At 38.5% G+C, this 13,238-nt stretch carries 10 protein-coding genes; 3 read left to right on the forward strand and 7 right to left on the reverse strand.

Annotation, left to right across the window (positions count from 1 at the left end; translation table 11 throughout):
* Positions 1 to 42: 42 nt before the first annotated feature.
* Entirely contained in the window at positions 43 to 336 is a 294-nt protein-coding gene (locus ABIB30_RS16375) for a putative quinol monooxygenase (RefSeq protein ID WP_354303806.1), read from the reverse strand.
* A gap of 282 nt (positions 337 to 618) precedes the next feature.
* Between ABIB30_RS16375 and ABIB30_RS16380 the strand changes: the two genes are divergently transcribed.
* Positions 619 to 957: a hypothetical protein gene (locus ABIB30_RS16380; RefSeq protein WP_354303808.1), complete on the forward strand. Its 339-nt coding sequence runs from the start codon at positions 619 to 621 to the stop codon at positions 955 to 957.
* A gap of 301 nt (positions 958 to 1,258) precedes the next feature.
* Here ABIB30_RS16380 and ABIB30_RS16385 read toward each other — a convergent pair whose 3' ends face one another.
* The 3 genes from ABIB30_RS16385 to ABIB30_RS16395 all read right to left on the reverse strand — a co-directional run bounded on the left by ABIB30_RS16385 (position 1,259) and on the right by ABIB30_RS16395 (position 4,976).
* Complete coding sequence (locus ABIB30_RS16385; RefSeq protein ID WP_354303810.1) at positions 1,259 to 2,779, reverse strand: sensor histidine kinase; 1,521 nt, start codon at positions 2,777 to 2,779, stop codon at positions 1,259 to 1,261.
* 336 nt (positions 2,780 to 3,115) lie between these two features.
* A complete protein-coding gene (locus tag ABIB30_RS16390; protein WP_354303812.1) occupies positions 3,116 to 4,411 on the reverse strand; it encodes a carboxypeptidase-like regulatory domain-containing protein in 1,296 nt (431 codons plus the stop codon).
* Entirely contained in the window at positions 4,398 to 4,976 is a 579-nt protein-coding gene (locus ABIB30_RS16395; protein ID WP_354303814.1) for an RNA polymerase sigma factor, read from the reverse strand. Before ABIB30_RS16395 ends, ABIB30_RS16390 begins: the two co-directional genes overlap by 14 nt.
* A gap of 78 nt (positions 4,977 to 5,054) precedes the next feature.
* Between ABIB30_RS16395 and ABIB30_RS16400 the strand changes: the two genes are divergently transcribed.
* Complete coding sequence (locus ABIB30_RS16400) at positions 5,055 to 6,914, forward strand: vWA domain-containing protein (RefSeq protein WP_354303816.1); 1,860 nt, start codon at positions 5,055 to 5,057, stop codon at positions 6,912 to 6,914.
* Between the two features lie 70 nt (positions 6,915 to 6,984).
* Here the strand turns inward: ABIB30_RS16400 and ABIB30_RS16405 are convergent, their stop codons facing one another.
* From ABIB30_RS16405 to ABIB30_RS16415, 3 genes are all read right to left on the reverse strand, one after another.
* Positions 6,985 to 7,722, reverse strand: coding sequence for a hypothetical protein (locus tag ABIB30_RS16405; protein WP_354303817.1), 738 nt, complete (start codon positions 7,720 to 7,722; stop codon positions 6,985 to 6,987).
* A gap of 63 nt (positions 7,723 to 7,785) precedes the next feature.
* A complete protein-coding gene (locus tag ABIB30_RS16410; RefSeq protein WP_354303819.1) occupies positions 7,786 to 8,121 on the reverse strand; it encodes a zinc metalloprotease in 336 nt (111 codons plus the stop codon).
* Between the two features lie 142 nt (positions 8,122 to 8,263).
* On the reverse strand, positions 8,264 to 12,172 hold the full coding sequence (locus ABIB30_RS16415; protein ID WP_354303821.1) for a PAS domain S-box protein: 3,909 nt from the start codon (positions 12,170 to 12,172) through the stop codon (positions 8,264 to 8,266).
* A 352-nt stretch (positions 12,173 to 12,524) separates the two neighbouring features.
* On the opposite strand from ABIB30_RS16415, the gene ABIB30_RS16420 reads away from it, so the two are divergent.
* Positions 12,525 to 12,923, forward strand: a complete 399-nt coding sequence (locus ABIB30_RS16420; protein ID WP_354303823.1) for a hypothetical protein — start codon at positions 12,525 to 12,527, stop codon at positions 12,921 to 12,923.
* Positions 12,924 to 13,238: the final 315 nt, after the last annotated feature.

Raw genomic sequence — 13,238 nt, forward strand, 5'->3', positions numbered from 1 at the left:
TAAACAAACAGGTTGCAAGAGAACGCAACCTATTTGTTTACATTATTTTACTGCCAGCAAATCAACCTGCTCAATTACAGGATCGGTGGCTAGCAACTCAGGAGCTTTAGCCATGAGAGCGGCAGCTATCTGTCCTCCTAAATGTGCTTTGCGTCCATCCTCAGTCTCAAATGTATCAAAAATTCCAAAGGTAGACGGCCCAAGCTTTAATGCATACCAACTGACAGTTTGCTCTTCTTCCTGTGCCAAAGGCAATGCACCCTTAATAAAGTCTGCTACTTCTTGTTCCTTTCCAGGTTTAGCCTCAAGGCGTACCAGCAATGCCAATTTTTCCATATCTAATTGTTTTTTTATAAGCGATGATAAATCAAATAATATGTATTGCAGTCTTCGTCGTTATTTAAACTTAAATGTACGAATATTTGTATAGTAAGTAAGAAAAACAATCACATTTGGCATGCCTCATCATAGGCATAAAAACGGCTCAAATAAATGTATTTTTTCTATTACAAAATTCTTTGATTTTTCACGTTTTTTGTTGAGACCACTTACCTCAACAAATGAATTATCTCAAATCTTCCACAGGTTTCATTTTGTCCCTATGTATGTTAGCATTTATTGCCTGCAAAAAAAGGGAATGCACAGGGCGATTCTTCAAATTCAATACCTCCAACTATACCTGCAATGGCAGTTATTACTTTAGTACCAGCCAATGGAGCATTATTGGGCCATTATTATGGTGCAGGTACAATCGGTGAAACAAATGAAAGGATAGGAAAACACCCTCAAATCCATCTTTCCTATTATGGATGGAAAGATCATTGGGCTAAGGATGAGTTCACAAGACAGGATTTAACCGATGGATACATACCTCTTGTCAACTGGGAACCATTCGACGCTTATCGTACAATGGCAAAAGATCCGTATTTGAATTCTGGCCTGAGTGTAAGCAATTAGCAACAATCATAGGTTTGCAAACTAAGATACAGGCAAAACTTGAAAAAGTGATAGGTTAAAACTGAAAATATTGCATGAATCATGTGTTTTTTTCAGGTAGTTTAAGTGATTATTTGGTTGGTACAGGTTTTGTAAAATTCCGATTAGCTTACACAGATGGCATATTGAGAATTGACATTGCAAAGCGCGAAGAAGCGAAGATGGTTCGACGTCAAATTGAGATTAAATAACAATTCCTGATCAGTAATTTAAAAAGGCTCCGTAAGGGGCCTTAATTTTAACTCATTTGTAATGGCAAATGCTAAACCAATCCCGAAAAAACAGGTAGTTTAAAATAAAAAGTGCAACCGGCATCCTCATTATTTTCAACCCAAATTTCTCCCTTATGGTGTCTTACAATCTCAGCACACAAAAATAACCCTATCCCAAAACCAGCTGAATTCTTCACATGCGGATTCTCAATCTGGCTGTACCGCTCGAATATTCTTTCTTTATCTGCTTCAGCAATACCAGTTCCTTCATCCTTAACACTGATCTCCAAAAATTTCAGCTTCTGCCTGCAACTAACGGTAATAGATTTGCCAGTTGGTGTGTACTTAACCGCGTTGGAAATCAGATTCGACAATAGCGCTCCAATTTTAATCCGGTCAGCTTTAATATGAAGTTTCTGACAGCCCTCCTGAATAAAAGTGTGCCCAGCCGCAGTCATACGAACTTCTTTGAGCTGTTCATTCAGCAATTCTCCGATATCAAAATCTGTCAGCTCCAATTCAAATTTACCAGATTCCAAACGTGATATGGTAACAAAACTAGTGATAATACGCGTCATTTTTCTAAGCTGAGAAAGCGTCAGAACCATCATTTCTCCAAGATTATCATCTTTCTTTAGGTCAAGACGCCTGCTCAGCAGTTGCAGCAGACCGTTAAGAGAAGTCAGTGGAGTTTTAAGTTCATGACTTGCAATACCGATAAACTCATCTTTACGGATCAATTCCATTTTTGAACTGGTAATATCCATCATCGTTCCTTTCAGCACCATAGCATGTCCCTGTACATCCACCACTCCTCTTCCTGTTAAACGAACCCAACGCTCCTGGTCCGAATTCTCAGGGTTGATCGGATACTCTATTTCCAACGTTTGTCCGGAATCTGCGATTTCCTGTAAGGTCTGAATAACCGACTGCCTATGATCTTTCCTAACCAGATGGAGCACTGATCTAAGCGAAACCTCTTGCTGTTTCAAACCAAAAATAGCTGCACTTCTTTCAGAAAAACTCAGTTCATCACGATCAACAAATAACTTCCATGTTCCAAGATTAGCCGTTGCAATTGCCATCAAGCATTCTTCATTACTAGAGGACAGGGCATGATTGGAATTTTTCAATTCCTCTGTCGTATCATGAAGCAATTGCTTTGCTGAAACTTTACGGCTAACGTCCTGAGCGGTAACCAGAATCCCGGTGATTATCCCTTCATCCCCAAATATGGCCTGATAAGTATAATCTATGAATATAGAATATACCTTACCTGTGCCATCATTCAGAGTCAGTAAAACCTCCTCATCCTTATAAGGGACTCCAGTCCGAAAAACCTTTTCCAACTGGGCTAAAAAAGAAACATTAGTTTCAGGAAAAGCTGTGGTTATCGGTAACCCAATAGTTTGGACCGTACGATCACGTCTCCAGAGTTCAAACATTGCGTCATTGGCGAAACTAATGACAAATAGTTCACCTTTCAACACTGCAATCGGGATAGGCAGCAGATTAAGTATCTGTTCATTGTCAGCATAGGACAGAGAATGGCTATCATCAATATTCAGCATGGTCTTTCAGATTATAAACAAAAACTTGATCAATAAATGGTAAAGCAACATCCTTAAGCAGGGATAGTTTCAAGAAAAAAAAATTAATTGAGCCATTTATAAAGTAGGAATGATCTATTGGCTTCCCGGGCACACTTGCGCGTACTCACTGGCAGTATGGTGGCGGTATCTATTTTAATGCCCTGACTTATGACGCAGCTCCATTATATTTTTGCTTTACCGACTTTGCCAAGGCGAACCCCGTTGTGCTATGCAGCCTTTCAATGGCGTACCAAAAGCAGATACAGTACGTGGAAATAAACGTCCTTATCCGCTGTTCATCCGAAACCAGGTTTACTAATTGTAGAATTTAATTTTTAACCTAACTTCTTTATTTGGATTAGCGCTATCTCTCCTCCATTTTGGGCCATCAGCAACTATTTTAAATGCCTTTTGATTCAGACCGGCGTTTAAACCTTTTAAAATCTTTATGGATACCGGCCGGCCATCTTCATCAATCATGAAGGCAAGTTTAATACTGCCAGTGCTTTCTGTCTGGACTTTCCCCTCCTTTTTAAGATACTGATTATATGCAGTCCACCCAACTTCAGGCTGCGCTTTTTCTGGTCTGGACATGCTCCCCTTACCAGTGACAACAACTTCACTCAATGCTGATTGATCTTGTTCAAGATTTATACTTACAGATACAAATGATTCTGCTTTAACTTGCTGCCGGTTGTAACCCATTGCTGTTACTTCTATCACAGCCTTCTTTGATGGCAAAGTAATGCTGAATTCACCTTTTCCATTTGTTACAGCCTCCACATTTCTACTTCCCTTCAATCTCACCACAGCGCCAGCTAATGGTAAATGATCTATTTTGTCATTTACCACTCCAGTAACCGTCATAGCGAGATTACCACTATTTTTCCTGATGAGGTTACCAGCAACTTTGTCGGTAAATGCCCGGTGTAAAGTATCACCCAAAATTGTTTGAGTGGAAGCAGCTGTTACACTCTTTTTAGCGACAGCTGCATACGCCACAATTACGACTTCATTCAAAGTGCCCGCCGCTAAACTGCTGCTATCCTTTAAAGGTATTGTTGAGGCAATAACAGAGCTGTCCAAACCATTTTGAGTATTCACAACAGGAGACATCGCACCAGAAATATTCTTATTTTTCTCACCTGCTTTAGCCAAAACTAATTGATTGACAGCATGATCACTGTTTTTCAAAGGAATAATTGGCTTTGTTTCTGGAATTACATCTGGCACTTTTGTTTTATGCGTCAGTTCAGCATGCGGCTTCTGTTGAACAACCGCATTCTTTTGAAATTGACTTTTTTCAGGTGTACTAAAGAACCACAACCCTGTCAATAAAAATGCAGAAATCAGTGATGCTGCAACAGCCCATGTTTTCCATGGAAACAACTTAACAGCCTTACTTATTTTGACACGATTTTTTATACGCAGACTAAGCTCATTCAAGTTTACCTGGTCAGATTCCCTGTTCCCTTTTTCCATACCCAGCATCACATCCATCAATATAGGGTCATCCTGTGCCTGCCGTTCAATTTCATACATAGCACGAGCATCAAGCTCTCCATTCAGGTACTTCTGCAATAACGATATGTCCACTTTATTCTTCTCCACGATTTTTATCCATGCAAATTTTTAAATTCCTTTTTCCGTTCTGGATATAACTCTTAACGTCATTTAAACTATAACCTGTAGCATCAACAATCTCCTTATAACACTTCTCTTGCAGAAAAAACAAGTCCACACTCTGTTTTTGCTTCTCTGGAAGCCTTTCCAGACAAAGTTCAAGCGCAGTTAGTTTTTCTTCCTTGTTTTCCCTATCATCCTGATGCATTGCTGGTGTAAATTCCACAATACTCTCGAAATCTACATATTGAACATTTTTTTTAGCGCGCAGCTGCATTAAACAATAATTCTTGCTCAGTACATAGAGCCAGCTTGCAAATTGTCTGATTTCCTGCTTTTTCACTTTAACGATGAGTTCTTCAAAAATACTCATTACAGCATCTTTACTTTTCTCGCTATCCATCAAGTACTTCAGGCATACATAATAGACCATAGCAGAATGCCGCTCAAATAATTCTCCAAGCGCAGATAGATCCTCTGTTTTCAGATAACGCTTTAATAATTCTACATCTTCTGCCGGATCTGATTTCCTGGAGCTCTTAAACCAATTCATTTACGCTATAAAAATACTTTTTTTTTATTCATTTATGGAAATGCCCCTATACCCGCATCCCCTGGAAAAATCCATATCATGAAGACAAAACTTTATTTGACAATGCTCTTTCTTAGTCTGGCAGGATTCAGAAACAGCGAAGCAAAAACCATCAGCGGAACAGTGTACGATCACGACGATCGTAAGCCGATACCTGGAGTTTCAATCAGCATTGAAGGAACTCACCTCCATTTCAACGCAGACGCCAACGGACACTATTCCGTAGTTGTAGCTGACAACCAGAAAGTACTGATTTTCTCTTTTATAGGTTACAATAATCAAAGGGTAAAAATTGGGTCATCAAACCAGATTGATGTATGGCTTATGGCTTCACGGCAAATGTTAAAAGAAATAGTGGTAACTGGTTATGCTATCCAGCGAAAACAATCAATGACAAGTTCATTTACCACATTAAATCCAAAGACTTCAGCTGCTTGGGGCAACTATGGTGCAAACACGGATTCAGAATCTTACAAGAAAAATCCAGAGAATAAATTCATCGATCCAAAAACAAGTCCTTTATCCACTTTTGCAGCAGATGTCGATGCCGCATCTTACAGTAATTTCAGGAGATTTATAAATGGTGGCCAGTTGCCGCCAAAAGATGCAGTGAAGATTGAAGAAATGATTAATTATTTCCAGTACGACCTTGCCGGTCCTAAAAACAAAGTTCCCGTAGCTATTCATACCGAGCTTTCCTGTGCACCATGGAGTCCGGCACACCGCTTACTACGAATAGGAATCAAGGCAAAATCAATAAAAACAGATCAGCTTCCATCTTCAAACCTTGTTTTTTTGCTGGATGTATCCGGGTCTATGTCTGATGTGAATAAACTCCCCCTGGTCAAAGCCGCCATGAAACTTCTGGTAGATCAGTTACGGCCTATAGATCATATTGCTATTGTTACTTATGCAGATGGAGCAGGTTTAAAACTAGCCAGTACTTCAGGTAATCAAAAAACCAAAATTAAAAATGTTATAGATGACCTTCAGGCTAGCGGCTCTACTGCGGGAGGTGAGGGAATAAAAATGGCTTACCGTATTGCAAAGGAGAATTACATTAAAAATGGAAATAACCGGATCATTCTCGCTACTGACGGAGATTTCAATGTTGGAGCATCAAGTGATGAAGATATGGAGCAGATGATTATAAAAGAGAATAGCAGTGGCATTAGTATTTCTGTTCTTGGATTTGGCATGGGCAATTTGAAAGACAGTAAAATGAATGCTATCGCCGATAAGGGGCATGGTAATTACGCCTATATTGATAACATAACTGAAGCCAGAAAAGCGATGGTGACTGAATTTGGAGCTACACTCTTTACGGTTGCTAAAGACGTCAAGATTCAGGTAGAGTTTAATCCTGCTAAGGTGCAGGCATACCGCTTGATTGGTTATGAAAACCATTTAATGGAAAAAGAAGACTTTAATAACGATAAAAAATTGGGGAGTGATATGGGAGTTGGACATACCGTTACGGCGTTGTACGAAATTATACCGGCTGGCTTAAAAGATGATTATTCATTCAGTGTGGATCCGCTAAAATATCAAAAAACAGAAAAAGCGAGTACTACAAATTCGTCTTCAGAACTCGTAACTATTAAATTCAGATACAAGACTCCTGATGGTGAAAAAAGTGCGATGGAAAAAGTCTCAGTTAATGACACTCCTGTTCCAATACTGGATACAAGTGACGATTTTAGATTTGCAAGTGCTGTAGCAGAGTTGGGGCAGATTTTAAGCGATTCAGCTTACAAACAGCATTCAGACTTTGAGAATTTAATTTCCAGAGCAAAAGCTGCCAAAGGTAAAGATGAAGAAGGTTACCGGGCAGAATTTATCAATCTGGCAAAAAACGCAAGGGAAATTTTAAAAAGTAGTGAACCCGAGGCAAAATAATTTACAATAAAATACCTTTAAAATCATAAAAGCTGCCCTACCAGGCAGCTTTTATGATGTAATTGTTATACTAATTATTTACATAATTTCTAACCCTTCTCGATATTACTTTACCATTTAATCCATTAATAGCAATGTCCTCGATTTTGTCGGAAGCTTTAAGCCACGATACTTGCCAGAAAGGTTCTTTACCATTTTCTGCATTTCTTTTGACTGAAGTAAGGTAACCAGGATTCTGAGCAATGGGACCTTTTTTCAAAGGAATATTTTCTTTTTTCAGAAATTCAACCAATTGTTCAAATGTAAATTTGAATGGTATATCATAATCAATGTTCGACGTTAATTTACCTTCAGGACTAAAACCATACCATATACCTTTCTTGAAACTACCATAAAACACATTAAATTCTAAGCCCTTACTTTTTATATTTCCATTTTGATAATAGGTCTTAATCTGGTTGAAATAGGCATTTTTAATTCGCTGTTCGGATCTGAAATCGCCATAATTGTCACCTGATATCCTGATGTGATCACCGTTCTCATTTTCCTTTTGATAATCATATACTTCTATTTCAATTGTCTTTTTATCAGGTAAAACTTTTATACCAGTAGTTTTGACAGCTTTTGCCTTCAATTCATTTACGTCAAGTCGCTCAAAATCATTAGAAATATTTTGGATTTGCATATTTTTAGAATTTTTATTAGTATTCGATTGATGTCTTTGTGCACTGCAAGAGATTGTATTTCCTATAATCAGGATTATAATAGCAAATATTTTTATCGAAAAATGTTTTTCTTTATACTTCATAGGATTACGCTTTGTTTAGTGAAATGTATTTTAATATCAAAGTCATTTACCATAACGATTGTATTATTCATTTTCAGCTGCTCCGTGTGCTACTATCCATTGCCACTTGAATAAGCTTGTGCGTTGAATATTTACCTGATGACTATAGTCCATTACATTATCTGTTTTTTGAATTTTGAAAGTAAACTTTTCATCAGCAGCTGCCTCGGTATTTACAAAGGTATGCGGCAATTTCATAGAGTGCAAAAATTCATGAGCCGCAGTTTCGTCATTTTTAGCAGGGAAAAGTACAACAATAACACCAGAAGAATATCCATTCAATCCCTGTACTGTATTTGAAGTATCTACATAGCCTCCACTATGATTACCTGTCACTAATGGGTTATCTTTAAAGCGCATGTCAGTTTGGGCATCCTAGACTATAAATGAATCATTAATGGCTATAGTATTATTGCACAAAGCATCTTCCAGCCGTTCTTGACTATATCTATTCATTGCACAATTAAATCACATAAAATAAAAAATTACCGGCTATTGTCTTTCACATCAAATCGACACAGACATAAATTTCCTCGCTCAGCGCATCAACCAAATCTTTTTTGTAAGGTGACGATACGATTTCCAGTTCTAACTCACGAGCTAATTTAGCGAGTCTGGGAAGGCCGGCTGAAACAGCAGTACCATATATCTTATGCCCTTCTGCTGATATTTCTACCAGCTGATTTTTTTCAACAGCAGCTTTAATCAATGAAAGTGAGTTTTTCAATTGCTCCTTGGTCAGGGCTAATATTTCAGCAAGAACCATCGTATCATCGCCAATATATGATTTTAGAATAGTGGGATCAAAATGCTGATGCGCATCAGGTGCTGCCTGATGCAGTTGAAACTGCATTTCTCCGGTAACATGAAGCCACTTTTTGAGCACCTGAACAATGGTATCTTCGATCACAGGTTTGACCACAAAATCATCCATTCCTGCAAAAGTACATCTCTCTTTTTCATTCTTCACGTTCCCAGCAGTGAGTGCAATAATAGGAACATGCTCATCTCCTTTTTCCAGTTTTCTAATTTCAATTGTAGCTTCATAACCATTCATTTCCGGCATCTGAACGTCCATCAAGATTAAATCGGGTACCTGATTTTTAAAGCATTCAATGACTTCAAGCCCGTTTCTTGCCTCGATAACTTCTGCGTTAACGGCAGCCCTTTTTATAATCGTTTTTGCCAGCAGCATATTGATAGCGTTATCGTCTGCAACTAATATCTGGATTGTCTTTTCGGTGAGGGCGGGTACAGAGACATTTTGAATAGAATTGGGAGCGGCCTCTTTCAATAGCATATGTGATAGCAAATTGTATAATTCCTCCATCTTGACGGGCTTTGAAATTCGGGCATTGACCTTTAATTCTTCGCAGGTGCTCATCACTTTTTCATCATCAGAAGAACTGAATAGCAGTACAATAGGCTGCAGCAAGTCATTTTCATTAAAGGTCTCCCTGATCTGCCGGATTGTATCCAGGCCGTCCAGATAAGGCATATGGTAGTCCATTAAAATCAGATCATATTGATGTCCGGATGCCAATAACTGTAAAGCCTCAAAGCCATTCTTAGCATGCGTGCTAATGATTTCTTTCAAAAGCAGCATATGATCCAGGATTATCCTGTTGTTTTCGTTGTCATCCACGATAAGGACCTTCTTTATCCAGCTAATGTTCTCCCATTGCTTAGGTTCTCCCTTTTCTCCCTTCATCCACACTTCAAAAAAGAACTCACTCCCTACCCCCAACGTACTAGTCAATTCAAGCTTGGTGCCCATCATCGCTAAAAGTTTGTTGGTTATCGCAAGCCCCAATCCTGTCCCTCCATATCTTTTTGTAGTTGAGGCATCCTCTTGTGCAAAAGCCTCAAATATTTTACCTTTTTGATCTTCCTTAATGCCAATGCCTGTATCACGCACACTAAAACGAAGTTGATATAGGTCACCCTGCTGTTGCAATACTTCAATTTTTAATTCTATTTCTCCTTTCTCAGTAAACTTAGCAGCATTACCCATTAAATTCACCAAAATTTGCTTCAGGCGGATAGAATCTGCCCATATAAACCTAGGCAGATCAGTAGATAAATTAAGTAACATCTCCAGCCCTTTTTTTTGTATCTGGTAAGTGATGATATCTGTTGCCTGTCCGCTAATCTCATAAATATCGCACTCTTCAAGATCCAGTTCCAGTTTACCAGCTTCAATTTTTGAGAAATCCAAAATATCATTGATAATTCCCAAAAGGCCAATTGCAGACTGATTGACAATAGAAAGATATTGTAGCTGGGTTTCATTTAAATCGGTTTTGAGTACCAGATCTGTGAAACCAATCACGCCGTTTAAGGGGGTACGGATTTCATGACTCATATTGGCGAGAAAATCTGACTTTGCTATACTGGCCTGTTCGGCAGCAATTTTAGCTTCATTTAGTTCATTACGCTGCAAAACTGCCGCGGTGACATCTTGGGTAAAGATCATCATTCCACCAATTACACCTTCTGATTCCCACCAAGGCCGCATTTCCCAATTAATATACTGATTTTGCTGTGCTGCGGAGCCCAGATAAACGTCTTCTTCTTTTCTTTCTACCGTCCCATTAAGAATACGCTTATGACGCTCCCGGCCTTCGTCAGTAATAAAAGAAAAATAGTCATAATACGATGTTCCTAAAATATTTTTGCCATGCATACCGTAATCATCCAACCACCGGTTACTTACAGCGATATATCGCATCTGATTGTCAAGCATTGCAACTGCTGCAGGCGCGTGCGAAGCAAAGGAGCTCAAAATGGCGCGGGATATTGCCACCTCAAGCTCGGCCTTCTTCCTTTTATCAATATCCTGAAAAGATCCATACAATCTTTTGCACACCCCATCTTCAAATAATGAGTTGCCCATTGCTTTTACCCACACTTCCTTTCCGGTGTAAGTGATAATCTGCAATTCCATTTCCCAGCTCTCCCCGAAATCTACAGCCCTTTGTATGGCATTTTGTATTTCCTCTCTATTGGCACCTTCTTTATAAAAATTAATTGCGGTTTCCAAATCAGGTTCAACTTCATCAGGAAGCTCATGAATTTGCCTGGTCACACTTGTCCAATAAATTTTTTGAGCCGACATCTCCATTTGCCATCCACCAACACGTGCAACCTGGTTGGTTTGCTCAAGCATTTCGGTAACTTGAAGTAGCCGTGCTGCCACTGATTTTTGTTCAGTAATATCCAGTGCATTGCCAATAACATAGGGAACTCTGTCTGCGCGTATTTCCAGAACATTATTGAACATCAGCGTTTTCAGGGAGCCGTCTTTATGATAAACCAGCATTTGTCCTGCACTATGTCCTTCTTGCTGAATTTGGTTCAGATAATTAATTAGATAAGGATGTCGCTCTGCAGGAACAATATCAAACAGGCTCATTTGTTCGATCTCGGAAATATTGTACCCCAAAATTGATGCTCCAGCATTATTAATGGTCATGAAATTCCCTTGAAGGTCATGGGTACACAAAAATCCCTGTGAATTTTCGAAAACAGCCCTCAGGCTGGCCTCCTTTTCAGCTAATTTTTCTTCATTGGCTTTCTCCTTAGTGATATCTCTTCCTATACCGAACACATTATCTGTGCCTTTTTCTGGAGTGATTACCCACTGAAAAAATTTAAACTCACCGTTTGAACACCTCAGTCGGTGTTCAAAGTTAATGATTGAAGTTCCACTCTTCAATCTCTCCATTTCAACTGCTGTACTTTGACTATCATCCGGATGAACCATGTCAAATATATTTTTCTCCAGCATAGCTTCTTGTGACCAACCAAGCAGTTTTTTAAAGGCAGGATTTACTTTTTTGAAGTAACCGTCTGTACCGGCAACACAAACCAGATCATTGGAAAGCAAAAAAAGCTTTTCAAAATTCTTTAATTCCTCTTTCAATCTCCTTTCAACGATCAGTTGCATAACTTCAAGACTTAAAAGCCTTAATGCCTCTTTTTGATTTTCACTTAATTGATTCGGCTTACGGTCTATCACGCATAGTGTACCTAATTTGTATCCCTGCGGATCTATTAGCGGATAGCCTGCATAAAACATGATGTGAGGATCACCTGTAACCAATTCATTATTTCTAAATCTTTCATCAGCGCGCGCATTGGTGACTTCAAATATTCCATCATCCATAATGGTGTACTGGCAGAAAGCAAGGCTTCTAGCTGTTTCCCCAATGTCAAGTCCAACCTTTGACTTAAACCACTGCCGATCTTCATCAATTAAAGTAATTAACGAAATCGGCACCTCACAGATAGAGGCCGCCAGTGCAGTAATTCGGTCATATTGCTCTTCGGACAAAGAATTTAAAATTTCGTAGTTTTTTAACGTCCTCAAGCGCTCAGTTTCGTTTTCAGGTATAGGAAGTAACTCCATTTTCATCGGATTAGTAGAACTTAATTTAATAAAAAAAATACTAAAATATAAACAACAGTTTATTACTATTAGTTCGATATTATTTATAACATAACAATTATCACACTTGTGCTAGCTGTAGTATTTGGCGGACTTGCTTTTTATTTATTACTGGAGAACCGCAAGAGCAATACGATTCTAAAAAATAACCATCAGGAAATATTAAAGCAACGCAATTGGCTGATTTAAATGTCAGCAAAAGCAGAAGTAGCAACGGAGGCAAAGCTTACAGTTAAATTAAATGAACATGCTTATCAATTAAATACTGTTAGTCGTTGCTAATTTAATTGTAGGTGTAATTTATGGAACAGATGTGTTTCACGCGATCGTCGTAAAAAAAGCTGCTGCGCTTAGCAGTGATCAGGCTATTTTAGATTTAATTGGTTATAAACACTTAATTGCGGATAAAAGAATGCCTTTAATTGGTATAACAGGTGTTACTAGTTCTTTGCTGATCACGGTCTTAAACTATCATGAACCATTGGCCATCTATTCAGGCACAGCGCTGATAGCAATTCTTTCACATCTGGGAATTTATTTGAAAGTAGCGAAGCCAATTAATGAACAGCTGTCATCGGCTGCTGTATCAATTGTAATACCCGCCACAATCCGGCTATTGCAATTGCGCTGGGATAGTATCATCGTTTACCGCGCCATAATTTTAGCCGTAGCCATACTGGCACTTATTATCGGAAGTTTCGTGGGCAGCTAATTCTAGCTATTTAAATTGGTTTACACCGTTAAAATCAATTTAGACAAGATCTTACATTCCAATTTCAGCCCTCAAAGAACATTTGATCTGTATTTTTCAGTATTTCTACTAAAAAATACAGATCAAATGTTCTTTTCGCTTGTTTTTATTTTCTATTTTACATTTCTATTAACCTCTTTATGCTATGGCTGCTTATCACATGCATTTTTACCGTAGAATTCTATCGAAGGATATGGACTTACTCAACAGGACACGTTTAAGGATCTTGTTTGCCTGCATTATTACCTTTATAGCTTTAACAACTATTCTGACAAC

It is taken from the genome of Pedobacter sp. UYP1 (assembly GCF_040547305.1).
Classification (GTDB): Bacteria; Bacteroidota; Bacteroidia; order Sphingobacteriales; family Sphingobacteriaceae; genus Pedobacter.

What these genes read in the sequence shown, in the direction of transcription:
- ABIB30_RS16375 (WP_354303806.1), bottom strand. Translation starts at nt 336, where the DNA reads ATGGAAAAATTGGCATTGCTGGTACGCCTTGAGGCTAAACCTGGAAAG.
- ABIB30_RS16395 (WP_354303814.1), bottom strand. Translation starts at nt 4,976, where the DNA reads ATGAATTGGTTTAAGAGCTCCAGGAAATCAGATCCGGCAGAAGATGTA.
- ABIB30_RS16415 (WP_354303821.1), bottom strand. Translation starts at nt 12,172, where the DNA reads ATGGAGTTACTTCCTATACCTGAAAACGAAACTGAGCGCTTGAGGACG.
- ABIB30_RS16400 (WP_354303816.1), top strand. Translation starts at nt 5,055, where the DNA reads ATGAAGACAAAACTTTATTTGACAATGCTCTTTCTTAGTCTGGCAGGA.
- ABIB30_RS16410 (WP_354303819.1), bottom strand. Translation starts at nt 8,121, where the DNA reads ATGCGCTTTAAAGATAACCCATTAGTGACAGGTAATCATAGTGGAGGC.
- ABIB30_RS16385 (WP_354303810.1), bottom strand. Translation starts at nt 2,779, where the DNA reads ATGCTGAATATTGATGATAGCCATTCTCTGTCCTATGCTGACAATGAA.
- ABIB30_RS16405 (WP_354303817.1), bottom strand. Translation starts at nt 7,722, where the DNA reads ATGAAGTATAAAGAAAAACATTTTTCGATAAAAATATTTGCTATTATA.